Source organism: Cellulosimicrobium cellulans (assembly GCF_007679345.1).
In the GTDB taxonomy this organism is placed as follows: Bacteria; Actinomycetota; Actinomycetes; order Actinomycetales; family Cellulomonadaceae; genus Cellulomonas; species Cellulomonas cellulans_A.
Map to the genome: position 1 here is coordinate 104,167 of NZ_VEGH01000001.1, position 18,108 is coordinate 122,274.

General features: G+C 73.0%; 13 protein-coding genes. 7 read left to right on the plus strand and 6 right to left on the minus strand.

Annotated features, from left to right (window positions below; translation table 11 throughout):
* Positions 1–102: 102 nt before the first annotated feature.
* Positions 103–1,914 (minus strand): glycoside hydrolase family 76 protein, encoded by a 1,812-nt coding sequence (locus FS882_RS00460; protein ID WP_158369733.1) that lies wholly within the window; start codon positions 1,912–1,914, stop codon positions 103–105.
* A gap of 220 nt (positions 1,915–2,134) precedes the next feature.
* On the opposite strand from FS882_RS00460, the gene FS882_RS00465 reads away from it, so the two are divergent.
* From FS882_RS00465 to FS882_RS00485, 5 genes are all read left to right on the plus strand, one after another.
* A complete protein-coding gene (locus tag FS882_RS00465) occupies positions 2,135–3,457 on the plus strand; it encodes a glycoside hydrolase family 125 protein (protein ID WP_262347966.1) in 1,323 nt (440 codons plus the stop codon).
* The gene (locus tag FS882_RS00470) at positions 3,454–4,446 is read left to right on the plus strand and encodes a carbohydrate ABC transporter permease (RefSeq protein ID WP_262347967.1); all 993 of its coding nucleotides are present in this window, start codon (positions 3,454–3,456) and stop codon (positions 4,444–4,446) included. The genes FS882_RS00465 and FS882_RS00470 overlap by 4 nt, the downstream gene beginning before the upstream one ends.
* On the plus strand, positions 4,443–5,378 hold the full coding sequence (locus FS882_RS00475; protein ID WP_158369740.1) for a carbohydrate ABC transporter permease: 936 nt from the start codon (positions 4,443–4,445) through the stop codon (positions 5,376–5,378). Before FS882_RS00470 ends, FS882_RS00475 begins: the two co-directional genes overlap by 4 nt.
* 61 nt (positions 5,379–5,439) lie before the next feature.
* Entirely contained in the window at positions 5,440–6,696 is a 1,257-nt protein-coding gene (locus FS882_RS00480; protein ID WP_158369742.1) for an ABC transporter substrate-binding protein, read from the plus strand.
* 94 nt (positions 6,697–6,790) lie between these two features.
* Positions 6,791–7,888, plus strand: coding sequence for a glycoside hydrolase family 76 protein (locus FS882_RS00485; protein ID WP_158369744.1), 1,098 nt, complete (start codon positions 6,791–6,793; stop codon positions 7,886–7,888).
* Between the two features lie 23 nt (positions 7,889–7,911).
* Here the strand turns inward: FS882_RS00485 and FS882_RS00490 are convergent, their stop codons facing one another.
* Positions 7,912–9,018, minus strand: coding sequence for a GntR family transcriptional regulator (locus FS882_RS00490; protein WP_187365052.1), 1,107 nt, complete (start codon positions 9,016–9,018; stop codon positions 7,912–7,914).
* A gap of 156 nt (positions 9,019–9,174) precedes the next feature.
* On the opposite strand from FS882_RS00490, the gene FS882_RS00495 reads away from it, so the two are divergent.
* Together FS882_RS00495 and FS882_RS00500 are read left to right on the plus strand one after the other, a co-directional pair.
* Positions 9,175–9,951, plus strand: a complete 777-nt coding sequence (locus FS882_RS00495; protein ID WP_158369748.1) for an SDR family NAD(P)-dependent oxidoreductase — start codon at positions 9,175–9,177, stop codon at positions 9,949–9,951.
* A gap of 163 nt (positions 9,952–10,114) precedes the next feature.
* A complete protein-coding gene (locus FS882_RS00500; protein ID WP_158369750.1) occupies positions 10,115–10,855 on the plus strand; it encodes a phosphoribosyltransferase in 741 nt (246 codons plus the stop codon).
* A 7-nt stretch (positions 10,856–10,862) separates the two neighbouring features.
* On the opposite strand, the gene FS882_RS00505 is transcribed toward FS882_RS00500, so the two are convergent.
* From FS882_RS00505 to FS882_RS00520, 4 genes are all read right to left on the minus strand, one after another.
* Positions 10,863–11,888: a glycosyltransferase family 2 protein gene (locus FS882_RS00505; RefSeq protein WP_158369752.1), complete on the minus strand. Its 1,026-nt coding sequence runs from the start codon at positions 11,886–11,888 to the stop codon at positions 10,863–10,865.
* On the minus strand, positions 11,885–12,523 hold the full coding sequence (locus FS882_RS00510) for a hypothetical protein (RefSeq protein ID WP_158369754.1): 639 nt from the start codon (positions 12,521–12,523) through the stop codon (positions 11,885–11,887). Before FS882_RS00510 ends, FS882_RS00505 begins: the two co-directional genes overlap by 4 nt.
* Before the next feature lie 25 nt (positions 12,524–12,548).
* Positions 12,549–14,951 (minus strand): glycoside hydrolase family 3 C-terminal domain-containing protein, encoded by a 2,403-nt coding sequence (locus FS882_RS00515; RefSeq protein WP_158369756.1) that lies wholly within the window; start codon positions 14,949–14,951, stop codon positions 12,549–12,551.
* Positions 14,952–15,064: 113 nt separating this feature from the next.
* A complete protein-coding gene (locus FS882_RS00520; protein WP_158370379.1) occupies positions 15,065–18,016 on the minus strand; it encodes a glycoside hydrolase family 3 protein in 2,952 nt (983 codons plus the stop codon).
* Positions 18,017–18,108 lie beyond the last annotated feature (92 nt).

An 18,108-nucleotide genomic window follows, 5' to 3' on the forward strand; every position in this document is an offset into this window, starting at 1 on the left:
AGTCTCCGCTCTGCGCCTGCACTGTTCAGGTGCGACGGAGGCGCGATCCGGAGACTCGGCGCCACCCCGCTCGCGCTCAGCCGATGCGCGGCGGTCGGGACGTCAGTCGCCGCCGCAGGCCCGCGCGCTCCCGCGCAGCAGCGCCATCCCCGCGCCGGCCAGCGCAGCCGCGATCAGGACCGCGCTCGCGACCGAGACCCCCGTGCCCGCGAGGGCCACGGTCGGCGCGCTCCGGGATCCGGACGCCACGACCCCCTCCGGCCCGCCGCCCGACGCCTCGACGCCGGCTGCCCCGCCCGCGCCCGGCTCCGGACCGGGCTCCCGGTCGGGCACGGGCGCCGGGTCGGGCACGGGCGCCGGGTCGAGTCCGGCGCCCAGCGGCACGACGAGCCGATCGAGGTTCAGGTAGTTGCCGTCCCCTGCGGAGGCGTCGACCGCGAGCACCACGGTGTTGTGACCGGCTGCGAGTGGCACGTCGACCGTCACCTCGCGCCAGTCGGCCCACGAGCTCGTCCCGGGGAACGCGACGGACGTCGCCGCCCCGTTCACGACGAGCGACCGCGTGGCCGCACCAGCCGCCGCGGCGTAGCGGAGCGCGAGCGCGTAGTTCCGGGCGTCGGCGACGTGCACGTGGAAGGTGACCGCGCTGCCGTCGTCCACCCAGCCCGCGAGATAGCCACGGCCGGTGTACCCGTCGGAGCTGCTCTCGGAACCCATCCCCGACCGCTCGGCGTTCTCGGCCTGGTACTCGCCGGTGCCCTCGACGACACCGGTGCTGCCGTCCGGCTCCGCGTGCTGGAGGACGGCGACCGTCGCCGCCGCCGCCAGGCTCTGGATCGCTGTCGTGCCGAGGTCCGGCGCGGGCGCCGTCCAGTCGTACCCGCCGATCCCCTGCGCGTTGACCTGCCGCGCCGCCTGGGATGCGTTCGCGGTGAGCACCGCCTCGTACTGCGCCTGCCCCGCCTCGTCGACCAGCGCCCGCACGGCGCGCGTCAGCACCGCCTTGAAGCCTCCCGCGTCGTCGACGCCCTCCCGGAGGAACGTGCCGGAGGAGGTCAGGTGCGCGATCGCCCAGTCCACGGCACCCGTCGCGTCGTCGAGGTACACGGCGTCACCGGTGTCGAGGTACATCTCGAGCGCGGCGGCGGCGAACGTCCCCTGGTTGTAGGTCCAGTCCCAGTCGACGTAGGTGCCGTCGCCCTCGACGTGGTCGCGCAACTGCCCGCCGAGGTGGAACCCGGCGTCGAGCCAGCCGTACAGCCGGACCGCCGTGTCCCGGTAGGCGGGGTCGCCGGTGGCGGCGTGCAGCCGCATGGCCGTCACCACTGCGGGCGCGTTGGTCGCGACGTTCTTCTGGTTCCGCGTGCCGTCGCCGACGTCCACGTTCTTCCACCAGATGCCGCCGCCGTACGTGTCGTCCTCGTGCGCGGAGACGAACGCGAACAGGTCCTCCGCGGCCGCCAGGTAGCGCTCGTCGCCGGTCAGCTCGTACGCGCGGGTGCTGCCCAGCGCCCACCAGCCGATGTCGTCGTTCCAGTCGTTGGCGAGCGGGTCGCGGTAGGCCGCCCGGAACCCGTCGTAGACGTCGTCGATCATCGCCCGCGCCTCCGGGTCGCCGGTGCGCTCGTAGCGATCCATGACCATCTCCCAGAGCTGCGCCTCCCACCAGTAGTCGGTGTAGAGCCCGCCCTGCGGGCCGTGCGCGTGCTCGGGGTGCACCTGGTGGTCGCTGTAGGTGAAGAAGTACTCGGCGCCGGGGTCCCAGTAGACGTCCACGAAGGCGTCGAACGCCTCGGTGGCCTGATCGGCGGTCAGGGCGACGGCAGGGGCGGCTGGTGCGAGTGCGAGCGGGGCGGCGACCGCGAGCGCGGCCGCGACCTGCAGGACGGGTCGACGGCGGGTCTTCTGACGCATGTGCTCCTCCTCGAGCGCTACGTATATTGAATCCACCGTGGCGACTCGCCGGCGCGGAGTCAACCCCTGAACTCAGGAGTCGGCGTGGGCACCAATGCCTGCCACACGGGCTTCATCTCGCAGGGGCACCGTTGCGCCGCACTTGGTTCATCACATATATTCAACATGCTCACTCTCGCCGCGACGGCGCGGCGGGTCGATGACGACAACGGAGGAGCACGTGGCTCGATGGATCGAGGACCTCGTCCGCGAGGTCGGCACCGCCGTCCGGGAGCGCACCGACGCGACCACGGCGCAGCGGTTCGAGGCCGCCTACGGCGACACGCTGCGCCGCACGGTGCAGCCCCAGCCCGACGGCACGGCGTTCGTGGTCACCGGGGACATCCCGGCGATGTGGCTGCGGGACTCGAGCGCCCAGCTCGCGCCCTACCTGCACGTCGCGGACGACCACGCCGAGGTGTCCGACCTGCTGGTCGCGGTGAACCGGCGGCAGCTCGACCAGGTGGTCCGGGACCCGTACGCGAACGCGTTCAACGCCGGCCCGACCGGCGCCGGGCACGCGGGCGACCGCACGGAGCAGTCGCCGTGGGTGTGGGAGCGCAAGTACGAGATCGACTCGCTCTGCGCGCCGCTGCACCTCGCTGCGGACATCCGGCGGGTGACCGGCCGCACCGACCACCTCGACGAGCGGTACCGCGCCGCCGCCCGGGCGACGATCGCGCTGTGGCGCACCGAGCAGGACCACGAGGCCCGCTCGCCGTACCGGTTCGAGCGGGACGACTGCCCGCCGTCGGACACCCTGGTCCGCGACGGGCGCGGGACGCCGACCGCGGTCACCGGGATGTCCTGGTCCGGGTTCCGCCCGAGCGACGACGCCTGCCGGTACGGGTACCTCGTTCCGGGGAACGCGTTCGCGTCCGTCGTGCTGGCGGACGTCGCCGACGCGGCCGACGACGTCCTCGGCGACCCCGACCTCGCCGCCGAGGCCCGCGCCCTGCGCAGCGAGCTGGAGCGCGGCATCGCCGAGCACGGCGTCGTCGAGGTCGCGGGACACGGTGCGATCTACGCGTACGAGGTCGACGGGCTGGGCGGCGCGCTGCTGATGGACGACGCGAACGTGCCCAGCCTGCTGTCGCTGCCCTACCTCGGGTGGTGCTCCCCGGAGGACCCGCTGTACCTGGCCACCCGGGAGTTCGTGCTCGGCCCGGACAACCCCACGTACCTCGTGGGGACCGCGGCGCGCGGGCTCGGCAGCCCGCACACCCCGCCGGACCACATCTGGCCGATCGCGCTCGCGCTCGAGGGCCTCACCAGCACCGACGACGCCGAGCGCGCGCGGCTGCTGGACACCCTGCTGGCCACCGACGCCGGCACCGGGTCGACGCACGAGTCGTTCCACAAGGACGACCCGACCCGGTTCACCCGGGAGTGGTTCTCCTGGGCCGACGCGATGTTCTGCGAGCTCGTGCTGGAGGTCGCCGGGCTGCGCACCGCCGCTCGCCCCACGCCCGCCCCGCGCACCGTGGCCGGGAGCGCGTCGTGACCGGGGCGGTGGCCACCGCGCCCGCGCGGGCACCGCGGCCAGCACCCGCGCAGCGGCCGGTCAGCGCCACCGCGCGCCAGATGCGTCGCGCCGGCTGGTGGTTCCTCGCGGTGCCGCTCGCGCTGTTCGTGGTGTTCATGCTGCTGCCGATGGGCATGGCCGCGGTCATCAGCCTCACCGACTACGCGATCATCGGCGACACCGCCTGGGTCGGCTGGGAGAACTACGCGCGCATCTGGGACGACGCGTTCTTCTGGACGGCGCTGCGGAACACCGCCCGGTACACGCTGATGTACGTGCCGCTCGGGCTCGTCGTCGCCCTGGGGACCGCGCTGCTGCTGAACCGCTCGTACCGGGCCGTCCGGCTGTTCCGCACCCTGTTCTACATCCCGGTGGTCTCGTCCACGGTCGCCACCGCGACCATCTGGTACTGGCTGCTCAACCCCCAGAAGGGCCTGCTCAACGTCGCGCTCGGCTGGTTCGGCATCGACGGCCCGCGCTGGCTCTACGACTCCCAGTGGGCGATGACCGCGATCGTGCTGATGAGCGTGTGGGCCGGGTTCGGCACGAACATGATCATCTTCCTGGGCGGCCTGCAGGGCGTGCCCGGCGACCTCTACGAGGCGGCCCGCCTCGACGGGGCGAACCTGTGGCAGCAGTTCCGGTACGTGACCCTGCCGTCGCTCACCCGGACCACGTTCCTCGTCTCGACGCTGCTGATCATCGGCGCGTTCCAGGTGTTCGACCAGGCCTACGTCCTCACGAAGGGCGGGCCCGGGAACTCGACGGTGACGATGGTCTACTACATCTACAACAAGGGCTTCGGCTCCCTCGAGATGGGCTACGCCTCGGCGCTGTCGTTCGTGCTGTTCCTCATCATCCTGGTGTTCTCGCTGGTCAACGCGCGGCTGAACCGGCCGGGCGACAGCGGCCGCGTCCGCAGACGGCGCGTGCCCGCCGCGGTGCCGAGCACGGTGGCCGCCCGATGACCGCCGTCGCCGAGCGCCCGGCGCCCGCGGCCGCGCCGAACCCGCCGACCGCCCGCCCGCGGCCGCGCTCCCGCCGCCGGCGCCTCGGGGCCGCGGTCTGGTACGTCGCCGTCACGGTCCTCGCGGTCGTCATGGTCGCGCCCCTGGTCTGGACCCTCGCCACCGCGTTCAAGCCGGCCACCGAGATCCTGTCCGGCGCGCTGTCGCTGATCCCCGACAACCCGACGCTGGACAACTTCGCCCGGGTGTTCCAGGACGTGCCGTTCGGCCGGTACTTCGTCAACTCCCTGGTCCTCGGCGTCGGGGGTGCGGTGACGAACGTGTTCTTCGGCGGGCTCGGCGGCTACGCGCTGGCCAAGCTCCGGTTCCGGGGCCGCGCCGGGGTGTTCGCGCTGTTCCTGTCGTCGCTGATGATCCCGGGCATCGTCACGATGATCCCGACGTTCCTGATCCTGCGGCACTTCCCGCTCGCAGGCGGCAACGACCTGCTCGGCCAGGGCGGGCTCGGCCTGCTCAACACCTACGCGGCGGTGATCGTGCCCGGCGCGGCCGGGGCGTTCGCGGTGTTCTTCATGAAGCAGTTCTTCGAGACGCTGCCGGACGAGCTCGGCGAGGCCGCGCGCATCGACGGCGCGAGCGAGTTCCGCATCTTCGTGCAGGTGTACTTCCCGCTGGCCCGCGCCGGCCTGGCGGTGCTCGGGATCCTGTCGTTCCAGGCCGGCTGGAACAACTTCCTGTGGCCGCTGATCGTGCTGAACGACCCGTCGATGATGACCGTCCAGGTCGGGCTGTCGTCGTTCGTCAACGACTACGAGACCGCGTTCGGGCCGCTGATGGCCGGGACGGTCGTCGCCAGCCTGCCCGTGCTCGTGGTCTTCCTGGTCGCGCAGCGCTGGATCATCGAGGGCGTCGCCCACGTCGGCAGCAAGTGACCCCCCACCCTGCCCTTCCCCTGACCCCCGCACGCCCCGACCCATCCCTGAGGAGAGCTCGATGAGGAGATCTACCACCACCGGCGTCGCCCTGGCGCTCGCGTCCCTGCTCACCGTCACCGCCTGCAGCAGCGGCGGTGGTGACGGCGGCGGGACCGGCTCCGGTGACGGCCCCGAGCCCGTCGTGTTCTGGGGCTCCTGGTCCGGAGACCAGGTCGCCCAGCTCGAGGAGCAGGCCGACGCGTTCAACGCCTCGCAGGACGACTACGAGGTCGAGTACGTGTCCCAGGGCCTCGTCGAGGAGAAGCTGCTGACCGCCCTCGCCGGCGGCGCCGTGCCGGACGTCGTGCTCTGGGACCGGTACCAGACGTCGCTGTACGCCCCGAAGGGCGCCCTGGCGCCGATCGACGACATGGTCGCCGCGGACGACGTCGACCTGGACGCGTTCTACGCCCCCGCCCTCGGCGAGATGGAGGTCGACGGCGCCCTGTACGGCCTGCCGCTGCTGGTCGACAACCGGTCGCTGCTGGTCAACCAGACGGCGCTCGACGAGGCCGGCGTCACCGCGCCGACCACCTGGGACGAGCTCAAGGCGGCAGCGGTGGCGCTGACCCGGCGGGACGGCGGCACCCTGGAGCGCGCGGGCTTCGACCTGAGCGACCCCGGCCTGTTCAACATGTTCCTCACCCAGGCCGGCGGCTCGCTGCTGAACGACGACGAGACCGCGACGGCATTCAACAGCCCCGAGGGGCTGGAGGTGCTCGCCCTCTGGCAGGACCTGATGGACGAGGGCGTGTACGAGCTCGGGTTCGGCGACGGCACCGACCCGTTCGCCGAGAGCACCGTCGCGATGAAGCTCGACGGGCCGTGGGCCCTGGCGACGCTGGACCAGGTGGACGGGCTCGACTACTCGGTCGTCCAGCCGCCCAGCGGGCCGGCCGGTCCGGGCGCGTACATGGGCGGGTTCGGCCTGGTCATCCCGGAGGGCGCGAGAAACCCCGAGGGCGCCTGGGAGTTCATGCGCTGGTGGACCACGCAGCCGGAGAACGGCGTCGCGTTCGGCGAGGTCTCGGGCTGGATCCCGGCGAACGTCGAGGCGGCGAACGACCCGTTCTTCACCGAGGACCCGCGGTACGCCGCGTTCATCGAGACCATGGACTACGCCCAGGTCCGGCCGAGCGTCGAGGGCTTCTCGGACGTCGAGGGCAAGGCGCTGGTGCCCGCCCTCGAGCAGTTCATGGCCGGCGAGCTGTCCGCCGAGCAGGCGCTCCGTCAGGCCCAGGAGCAGGGCGACGCGCTGCTCGCCGCCGCGCGCTGAGCCGGCCGCCCGCACCCCGCACCCGGCCCGCACCGCCTCCTCGGCGGCGCGGGCCGGGCACCGCACCGCACCACTCGGAGAACGGGAACCACCGATGACCACCACCGACGACCGCGACTGGGGTCGGGTCGCCGACCTGGCCCAGGACAGCCTGGACCACTTCTTCGGCGCACCCTGGCCGCAGCACCTGCACAACAGCCACCCCGCCGGCACCGGCCAGCCGGCGACCTTCAACTACTGGTGGCTCGCCCACGTCGTCGACGTACGGGTGGACGCCTGGGAGCGCACCGGCGACCCGCGGTGGCTCGACCGCGCGCGGGAGACCGTCGACAACATCGTCGAGCGCAACGGCGGCTCGCTGTTCAACGACTACTTCGACGACATGCTGTGGTTCGCGCTCGCGCTGCTGCGGCTGCACGAGGCCGACGGCGACCCGCGCCCGCTCGCCGACGCCGTCGCGATCTGGGACCACGTCGTCGAGCACGGCTGGAACGACGAGCATGGCGCGAGCCTCGCGTGGCGCAAGCAGCAGCTCGCGTACAAGAACACCCCGGCGAACGGCCCGCTCGTGATCCTGTCCCTGCGCCTGGACCGCGCGGTCGACGATCCCGGGTCGCGCGCGTTCCGGTCCTACGCGCAGGCCGCGCTCGGCTGGCTGGAGCGGACGCTGGTCGGGCCCGACGGGTTCGTCGAGGACGGCGTCAACCGGGAGGGCGACGGGCGCGTCGACGTCCAGTGGCGCTTCACCTACAACCAGGGGCTCTACATCGGCGCCCTGGTCGAGCAGTGGCGCACGACCGGCGACCCGTCGGCGCTGGCGCGGGCCGTGCGGACCGCGCGCACGGCGATCACCGAGCTCAGCGACGGCACCGTGTTCCGGGACGAGGGCGACGGCGGGGACGAGGGGCTGTTCAAGGGCGTGTTCTACCGGTACCTCGGCACCCTGCTGGCCGTGCTGCCCCCGGGGGACGACCGGTCGGCGCTCGAGGCGTTCGTCCGCGCCGGCACCGACGCCCTCGTGACGCACGGGCTGCACGACGGCAGGCTGCGCCCGGGCAACGACTGGAGCCGGTCGACCAGCGGGCCGATCCCGTACTCGACCCTGCTCAGCGCGATCATGGCCGTGGAGCAGCGCGGCCGGATCGAGGCGGGGTACCCGGCGCGGGAGCGGGTCGCCGCGGCCGAGGGGTGAGCGCCGCGCCCCCGCCCGACGGCTCAGCCCGCGGGCGGGGGCGCGGTCGACGACCCGGCGACCAGCTCCGTCGGGAGCAGCACCTTCTCCACGGCGCTGCGGTCGGCCCGCTGCCGGCGCACCCCCTCGATCGCCCGCTCGCCCAGCGCGGCCTGCTGCTGCCGGACGTGCGTGAACCGGAACAGCCCGTCGTCGAACGCCGCGTCCGGGTGGTCGAAGCACACCACCGACACGTCCTCCGGCACCCGCAGGCCGAGCCGGCGGCACGCCTCCCGGAGCAGCAGCGCGATGTTGTACTCCGCCGCGAGGTAGCCGGTGACGTGCGGGTGGGCACGGACGAAGTCGACGAGCCGCTCGACGTCCTCCTCCTTGGTCACCGTGCTGCCGGGGACGGTCGAGCCGATGGCCCGCAGCTCCGCGGTGTCGTCGAGCGTCCGGTGGAACGCCGCGTGCGCGTGCACCCAGCCGTTCCGGCGCTCCTCGCTCGTGGAGACGTGGCTGGCGGCGCTGACGAACCCGACGCTCGTGTGCCCGAGCTCGAACAGGTGCGCCGTCGCCGCGATCGCCCCCGCGAGGTTGTCCGACCGCACCGACGACACCGGGATGCCGTCGTAGACGCGGTCGAGGATCACCAGGGGGAACCGGCGGGTCACCAGCTCGAGCGCCGCGGGCGGGATGTACTCGGACGACGACGGCTGCAGCACGAGGCCCGAGACGCCCGCGTCGAGCAGCGACCGGATGCTCGCGTCCTCCACGTCGACGTCGCCCGACGACCGCATGAGCACGAGGTGGTCGTCGGTCCCGGCGCCGGCCAGCAGGCCCTCGAGCACGCGGCTGCCGAACGTGTCGTCGAAGTTCGTGACCACGCAGCCGATCAACGGCCGGGCGGGCGCCGAGCCGGGCGCCCGCGGGGTCTGCGGCTGGGCGCTGGTCACGAACGTCCCGAGCCGCGGGCGCCGCACGATCAGGCCGTCCGCCCGCAGCAGGTCCAGGGCCCGCTTCACCGTGATCGCGCTGACCGAGTACTCCTGGGACAGCTCGGCCTCGGAGGGGAGCCTGTCGCCGACGGCGTACGTGCCGTCCGCGATGCGGTCGCGCAAGGCGTCGTAGACCTGCCGGTAGAGCACCACGCGTGACCTCCGTCGATGTCGTTCGATCATATTCAATCTATCGGCGCGTGCCGCCGCGCGTGCCCCAACGCGCCGCGCGGTGGGGTGCGGGCGCGGGAGACTGGCGCGCAGCGGGGACGCGACGGAGCGGCCCCGCCCGACGGACCGGGGGTGGGCATGCTGCTCGAGGACAGGATCGCGGTCGTCTACGGGGCGGCCGGCGCGGTCGGCGGCGCGGCCGCCCGGACATTCGCGCGGGAGGGCGCGCACGTGGTGCTCGTCGGCCGCCGGCGCGATCCGCTGGACGCGGTCGCCGACGACGTCCGCCGAGCGGGCGGGCACGTGGAGGTCGCCGTCGTGGACGCTGCCGACCCCGGGGCCGTCGACGCGCACGTCGGCGCCGTGGTCGCCGAGCACGGCCGGCTCGACGTCAGCCTCAACGCGACCAGCCTGCGGGGCGACCTCCAGGGGACGCCGCTGCGCGAGATGCCGGTCGACGACTTCCTGCTGCCCGCGATGACCGGCCTCCGCTCGCAGTTCTGCACCGCCACCGCGGCCGCGCGGCACATGACGAAGGCGGGGTCGGGGGCCATCCTCACGCTGTCCACCTCGGCGGCGGCGCTGGCGGGCCGGGACCGGCGGTTCCACGCGACCGGCGGGTTCGGGGTGGCGTGCGCGGCGGTCGAGGAGCTGACCCGCTCACTGGCGGGCGAGGTCGGCCGGCACGGGGTCCGGGTGGTGTGCCTGCGGCCGGACGCGCTGCCGGAGACGTGGGGCGAACGCACCCCCGCGGCGCGGGAGGCCGAGCGGTTCATGACCGAGGGCACCGCGCTCGACCGCATGCCGACGCTGCAGCAGGTGGCGGACGCGGCGGCGTTCGCGGCGTCGGACCGCGCGGGCGCCGTCACCGGCGCGATCCTCGACCTGACGTGCGGCTCGGTCATGCAGCGCTGACGGCCCTGCGCGAGCGCGTGAGGTCGGCACACGCTGATGAGGTCGTCACTCGTGTGTGACGACCTCATCAGGGTGTGCCGACCTCACGAGGATGGGGAGGCGCCCGGGCGCGGGGCCGGACGCGCACCGGTCGGGCGCCGGGGCGCGTAGCGTCGGGGGCACCATGGGTCGGGAGCCGTTCGCGGACCGGGCGCAGGCGGGCGCCGCGCTCGCGGGGCGGCTCGCGGCCTCCGCGAGGGCCGCCGCTCCCGCCGACCCTGCCCCCGGCCCGCCCGCGTCGCCGCCCGGCCCGCCCACGCCCACGCCCGCCCGGCCGGGCGTCGTCGTGCTCGCGCTCCCCCGCGGCGGCGTGCCCGTGGCCGTCCCGGTCGCCGAGGCGCTCGGCGCGCCGCTCGACGTGCTGGTGGTGCGCAAGCTCGGCCTGCCGCGGCAGCCGGAGCTCGCGATGGGCGCGCTCGCCGGGCTGGGCGGCGAGGTGGTGGAGGTGCGGCACGAGCCGGTGCTGCGCGCGGCCCGGGTGCCGGCCACGGTCCTCGACGCGGTGCGCGCGGCGGAGCTCGTCGAGCTGCGGCGGCGCGAGGCGGCCTTCCGGCGCGACCTGCCCGCGCTGCCCGTGGCGGGGCGGGCGGTGGTCGTGGTCGACGACGGGGCGGCGACCGGGTCGACGGTCCGCGCGGCCGTGGCCGCGCTGCGCCGGGGCGGCGCGGGGCGGGTCGTCGTGGCGCTGCCGGTGTGCCCGCCCGACACGGCCGCCGTGCTGGCCGCCGAGGCGGACGAGCTGGTGTGCCTCCGGTCGCCGGCGCGGTTCCAGGCGGTGGGGCTGGAGTACGCGGACTTCGCACCGCCGCACGACGACGAGGTGGCGGGCCTGCTGCGGGCGGCCCGCGCGGCGCGGCCGGCCTAGGTGCGGGTCAGCTGAACCCGATCGCGCGCTGCGCCACCCGGTACGCCAGCACCGAGACCCGGCGCCCTGCGGGGCCGGGCAGGTTGGAGATCTGCCCGAGCACCGACCAGCGGACCTTGCGGTACAGCCACGGGTCCTGCGCCCGGAGCTCGGACCACAGCCGGTCCTTCTCCGCCAGGTGCCCCCGCGTGCCCGCCCGGATGAGCAGGATCGACGAGACGGCGCAGATGATCTCGACGTAGTGCAGCCGGTACGCGCGCAGCCGCCGGTCGGCGACCCGCACCCGCGACAGGTGCTCGAGCATGAGCCGGTTCACCCGCAGCTGCTGGTCGATGCGCCGGATCATCACGGCCTCCTGCACCGACTGGTCCGACCGTCCGATGAAGTACCGGTACAGGTCGACGTCCAGGTAGTACAGGCTCGACACGTGCGCCAGCGGCACCAGGGCGTACAGGTTGTCCACGTAGAAGGTGTGCTCGGGCAGCACCAGGCCGGCCGCGCGCAGCACCTGCGTGCGGTAGGTCAGCGCGTGCATCATCAGGTACTGCCGCTTGGCGAACCGCCGGGTCTGCCCCCAGTGCAGCACCCGCCCCGCCGGCAGCGCACCCTGGTACCGCACGACGGTCTTGGTGCGCTTGCCGACCTTCTCGTAGACGAAGTTCGTCACCAGCAGGTCGACCGGCCGCCCCGAGTCGAGGAACCCGCCCAGCGTCGCGAGCACGGACCCGAGCGCGGACCGGTCCAGCCAGTCGTCCGCGTCAACGACCTTGAGGTACTCGCCGCGCGCCTCGGCCAGCCCCGCGTTGATGGCCGACCCGTGCCCGCCGTTCGGCTTCGAGATGAGCCGCACGATGCCCGGGTGCGTGGTCTCGTACCGCCGCGCCAGGGCCGCGGTCCCGTCCGTCGAGCCGTCGTCCACGACCAGCACCTCGACGCCGTCGAACCCCACGAGGGAGTCCAGGGCGCGCGCGAGGTAGGCCTCCGCGTTGTACGCGGGGACGACGACGGACAGGACCGGGCTCACCGGGTTCACGCCGAGCGCACCTCCGTGGCGTCCGCGGCGGCGGCCGGGGCCGCGTCCTCGGGGACCTGCTTGAAGATGACCTTGAAGATCGGGAAGAACACCCAGAACGAGATCGCCGCGTTGATGATCATCGTGACGACGTCGGCCAGCGTCTCACCGGTGCCGCCCATCCCCCACGTGTCGATGAACAGGTCGTAGATCGGCGCCTTGTACAGGCCCTGCAGGGCAGCGGCGATCAGGGTGATCACGACGTACGCGATGGCGTACCAGCCGGCCGCCTTCGCGACCGAGGAGTTCGACTTGAAGGTGATGTTGCGCTGGGCGAAGAAGTTGATCACCTGCGCGATCAGCAGGGTGATCTGCACGGCGAGGAAGTATGCCAGCCCGCCCCCGCCGGCCGGCAGGGCCCCGGCGGCGTAGTCGAAGACGAAGTACTGCGAACCGTCCGGGTTGGACCCGATCGGCCACACCTGGAACGACGTGTCGACCAGCGCCGTCATCCCGAACAGCCACTTGATGAGCGGCATGAGCGCGAGCTGCAGCACGGTGATGCCGTTGCTCAGCACGAAGAAGACGACGAACTGGGCGACGCCGGGACGCTTGGTGGCGAACCGGCCCCAGGCGTCCTTGAGACGGGTGAACATGCGAGCGGGTCTCTCTTCCGGGAGGTCAGGCGTCGCCGCGCAGCTGGCGGGCGGTGGCGCGGTTGGCGCGGCGGTTGCGGACGAACCCGCGGATGGTGGCGCCGGCGCCGGAGAAGAAGTGGCCGTTGACGATGCGGACGATGCCGTCGACCATCTCGGCGCTGACCATGCCGTTGGTCATCTTCCCGATGGCCCGGAACGGCATGTTGAGCAGGAACAGGATGTTCAGGTCCGGCTTGCCCTTGCGGTCGGCGCGGTCGCGCAGCAGCGCGAGCACCCGGTAGGCGAGCCGGGCCAGCGGGCTGCGCGCGGTCTGCATCCGGCCGAGGGCGTCGTTCACGCCCAGCGGCCCGGACCAGGACGCCGGCGGGACCGGCCGGCCGAGCAGCGCCGCGAAGTCGGCGTCGGGCACGTGCCGCACCTCCCCGGTGCGGTACCGGACCGGGACCGGGTCCTCCGCCACCGGCGGCACGGTCCCGGCCACCTCGACGGTGGCCTTCTCGGACAGGTCGGCGACGTTCGCGCCGGCCAGCACGGTCCAGGTGCCGCGCTCGACCTGCCAGGCGCCGGTGCCGACGTCGAAGTGCCGGAACGCCGCGTCACCCAGGGGGACGGTGACGGTGGTCGACTCCCCCGGGGCGAGCTCGACACGGGCGAACCCGGCGAGCGTGCGGTCCGGCCGGTGCACGCCCGACGACTCGCGCCGCACGTACACCTGCACCACGTCCGAGCCGGCGACGGCGCCCGTGTTCGTCACGGTCACCGTGGCGGCGTCGGCCGTCGCGGTCAGACCGGAGTACGCGAACGAGGTGTACGACAGCCCGAAGCCGAACGGGAACGTCACCGGCACCCCGGCGGTCGTGTAGTACCGGTACCCGACGAACAGCCCCTCGCGGTACTCGGCGGTCCGCTGCTGCCCCGGGAACGTGTCCGCCGTCGGGGTGTCGGACAGCCGCACCGGCACGGTCTCGGCGAGCCGCCCCGCCGGGTTCGCGGCGCCGGTCAGCACGTCGAGCAGCCCGCCCGCACCGGCCTGGCCGGACAGGTAGCCGTGGACCAGCGCCTGCGCGGAGCCGAGCCACGGCATCTCGACGACGCCACCGGCGGCCAGCACCACGACGGTGCGCGGGTTCGCGGCGTGCACGGCCTCGAGCAGCTCGGTCTGCGCCGCGTGCAGCGTGAGGGTCGACCGGTCCAGGCCCTCGGACTCGGCGATCTCGTCCAGGCCGAGGAACAGCAGGGCGACGTCGGCGCCGCGGGCCGCCTCGACGGCCTCGGCGCGCAGCGCGGCGTCGGGGGTGCCGTTGCGCCGGAAGCCAGCGGCGAACGCGGTCATCTCCAGCCCGGAGTCGCCGATCACGTCCAGGACCGAGTCCAGGCGGGTCGGGTTCACGGCGGAGGAGCCGGCGCCCTGGTAGCGCGGGGTGCGGGCGAAGTCGCCGATCACCGCGACCCGGGTCCCGGCGGCCAGCGGCAGGATCGCGTCCTCGTTCTTGAGCAGCACCGCGGAGCGGGCCGCGACCCGGCGGGCCAGCGCGTGGTGCGCGGCGTCGTCGACGGCCGGGGCCGTGCCGGGCTCGCGGGCCTCGGCCACGAGGCGCAGCACCTCGGCGGCGCGCGCGTCGAGGTCGGCCTCGGCGAGCGCGCCGGACCGCACGGCCGCGACGAGCTGGCGGGCGGAGTCGAGGCCCGCGGCCGGCATCTCGAGCGTCCCGCCCGCGGCCGCCGCGGCGACGATGTCGTTCGACCCGCCCCAGTCGGAGATCACCGCGCCGTCGAAGCCCCACTCGCCGCGCAGCACCGTCTGCAGCAGGAACGGGTCCTCGTGGGCGTACGTGCCGTTCACCAGGTTGTACGACGACATGATCGTCCGCGGCCGCGCGGTCTCGACGACGATCCCGAACGCGGTCAGGTAGATCTCCCGCAGCGTCCGCTCGTCGACCACCGAGTCCGACGCCATCCGGCGCAGCTCCTGGGAGTTCGCCGCGTAGTGCTTCGGGCACGCCGCCACCCCCGCGGACTGGATGCCCCGCACGTACCCGGCGGCCATCCGCCCCGCCAGCAGCGGGTCCTCGGAGAAGTACTCGAAGTTCCGCCCGCCCAGCGGCGAGCGCTTGATGTTCAACCCCGGACCCAGCAGCACGTCCACGTCCTGCGCCGCGGCCTCGGCGCCCAGCGCCCGGCCGACCTCCTCGGCCAGCTCGGGGTCCCAGGTGTTCGCCACCGCCGCGGCCGTCGGGAAGCAGGTCGCCGGCTGCGACTCCGCGATCCCGAGGTGGTCCGCCGCGCCGGTCTGCTTGCGCACCCCGTGCGGGCCGTCCGCCAGCCAGAGCGACCGCACCGAGTGCCGCGGCAGGTCGTACGTCTCCCAGACCGTCTTGCCGGTCAGCAGGGCGGCCTTCTCCAGCAGGGTCAGGTTCTCGATCATGACGTCCTCGGCGGTGGTGCGGCGTGGCGGTGGTTCGGGGGTCCGGGGTCGCGGCCCCGGTCGCCGGGCCGGCAGTGGTGGGCACTGCCGGCCCGGCAGGGCGTCTCAGCGGGTCAGTGCCCCGCGGAGACCGGCTCGGCGTCGCCCTGCGGCGCCGCCGGCTCGGCGGTCTTCCGGTGCCGGAGGACGCGCCGGGTCACCAGGAGCGCACCGGCCACGACGAGCAGGCCGACCAGGATCGACGCGCCGATCTGGATGTAGACCCAGGTGGGCGGGGTGTAGGAGACCGTGGCCCCCGGTGCCAGCCCGTTCATCGCGTTGGAGTTCGCGACCGTGAACAGGATGTTGTGGGTCGCCTCGCGGATGTCCGACACCGCCTTGGCCGAGGAGGTGTCCCCGAACGACTTCGACGGCTGGAAGGTGAGCGTCAGGTCGGTGCCGGCGCTGATGCTCTGGTTCGGGTTCATGTACGGGTAGAGGTTGAAGTCCGAGATGGCGAAGCCCTCGAAGCCCCACTCCCCGCGCAGCACGTTCGTCATGAGCGCCTCGGAGCCGCCGGCCCAGGTGGCGCCGATCCGGTTGAACGAGCTCATGATCGCGGTGGAGCCGACCGTGGTCGTCTCGATCGTGCCCTCGTCGTCGGCGAGGTACGGGACCTCCATCGAGATGTTCTTGACGGCCATCTCGAACGGCTTGAGGTAGATCTCGCGGATCGTCTGCTCGGTCGCCCAGGTGGCGATGCCGTTGTTGACCCGGTTGGTCTCCTGGTCGTTCAGCGCGAAGTGCTTGAGCGTGGTGTAGACGCCCTTCTCCGCCGCGCCGTTGGCGACCGAGGTCATCATCCGGCCGGACAGGAACGGGTCCTCCGAGTAGTACTCGAAGTTCCGGCCCGCGAACGGCGAGCGGTGCAGGTTGGCCGCCGGGGCGTACCAGCCGTTGATGTCCTTGAACATCGCCTCGTTGCCGAGCATCTCGCCCATCGCGCGGCCCAGGTCCACGTCCCACGTCTGCGCGATGAGGAACTCGGACGGGTAGGCCACGCCGTTGATCGACGAGTTGATGAAGGACGAGAAGCCGGCCGGGCCGTCGGGCTCGGTGGTCTGCGGCTTGCCGATCGAGCCGATGGCGGCGGTCTGGTACGCGCCGTTGAGCAGCATGTCGGTCATGTCGCCGACGCTCAGCGAGTCGAGCAGCTCGTCCCACTGCGGGTCGTCCTTGGGCAGGCCGCGCAGGTCGATCAGCGACAGCTCGGTGCTGGCGCCGGTCGTCGGCATCTCGCCGTCGAAGGCGTCCGCCTCGGCGTCGACGTCCCAGGCCGCGAAGCCCTCGGCGACGGCGTCGCTCGCGACCAGCTGGTCACCGGTCGGCGCGGTCGGGAAGGTGCCGGCGAAGTCCGCGCGGGACATCGCCACGATCGTGCCGTCCTCCGGCTCGGTGCTGAACTGCGCCGAGACGTCGTCGAACTGGTTGGTGACCTCGGCCAGGTCGGTCGAGCGGTGGTTCTCGCCGGAGTACACGACGTCGGAGTCGACGGTGTAGGTGATCGGCTCGGTGCCGGCGGCGACGGTGTGCGAGTCGGTGCGGACCGAGATCGCGTAGTCCCCGGCCTCCAGCACGTAGGCGCCGGCGTCCGCGTAGTCGTAGGACGCCATGTCCTCGACCGGGAGCTCCAGGGTCACGGACTCGCTCGCACCCGGCTCGATGACGCCGGTCTTGGCGAAGTCGCCGAGGACGACCTCGGACTTCTCGATGCCGCCCGGGGTGTACGGGGCGGTGTAGTACAGCTCGACGACGTCCTTGCCCGCGACGGTCCCGGTGTTGGTCACGTCGACGGTCACGGCGATGGTGCCGTCCACCTCACCGGCCTGCGTGTCCGTGACGGACCAGGCGAAGTCGGTGTACGACAGGCCGTAGCCGAACGGGTACACGACGGCCTCGTCGTAGTCGAGGAAGCCCTCGGCCGCGGCGGTCTCGTAGTACCGGTACCCGAAGTAGATGCCCTCGGCGTAGTTCACGAACGGCGCCTCGTCGGTCACGGTCGCGTTCGACGTCGCGGTCTCGACCGCCGACACCGGGTAGGACACCGACAGGTTGTCGTAGAGGAACCCGCCGAAGTTGACGAAGGTCGGGTCGGCGGTGAAGTCCGCGGCCCACAGGTCCGAGGTGCGCCCGGACGGGTTGACGTCGCCCGACAGGATGCTGCCGACGGCGTTCAGGCCGGTGGCGCCCGGGGAGCCGGCGAGCAGGATCGCGTCGACCCCGGTGTCCGCCTGCAGGTCGCCCATCTCGATGGTGGTCGAGGAGTTCACGACGATCACGACGGTGTCGAAGTTCGCCTTGGCGAGCTCGACCAGGTCCTTCTCGTCCTTGTTCAGCTCGAGCTGGTGCTGGCCGGGCTCCGCGTTGTCGTCCCAGTCGGACATGTCGCGGGTCAGGTCGCCGCCCTCGCCGCCGGGGCGGCCGATGTAGACGACCGCGGCGTCGGAGTAGTCGGCGAAGGACGAGGACTGCGCCTCGTAGCCGTCGACCGGCATCTCGCCGATGAAGTAGGTCGAGATGTCCGGGCGGTCCATCTCGATGAAGCCGCGCGGGTTCTCGGCGGCGTACGCCTCGATCGCGCCGTACACGGCGTCGTTCACGGTGAAGCCGGCGTTCTCCAGGCCCTGCCGCGCGTTCACGGCCGAGTTGGTGTCCACCGAGCCGGAGCCGGAGCCGCCGAACACGGGGTCCGCGGCCGCGCGGCCGAGCATGGTCACGCTGGACCCGGCCGCCAGGGGCAGCGCGGCGCCCTCGTTCTTCGCCAGGACGATGCCGGCGCCGGAGATCTCCTCGACGAGCTCCTTCGCCGCGGCGTCGACGTCGTCGATGCTGTCGAAGTCCGCGCTGTAGTACTCGGTGTCCCAGTCGGCCGACTCCTCGGCGTTCGTGAACTCGTACGTGCCCGAGCCGAACTGGGAGGCGACCCAGCCGCCGGCGACGACGAGCGCGATGTTCGCGACCACCGCGATCACGGTGACCAGCGAGAGCACCGGCACCCAGATCCACAGGTACTTCTTGTTCGACATCGGCCTCTTCGCGCGATCGGCGTTCTTCGCCCTGGCGTTCACAACATTCCTCCTCGAGTGCTGACCGGCGATCAGGCTAGGTGCGCCGATCG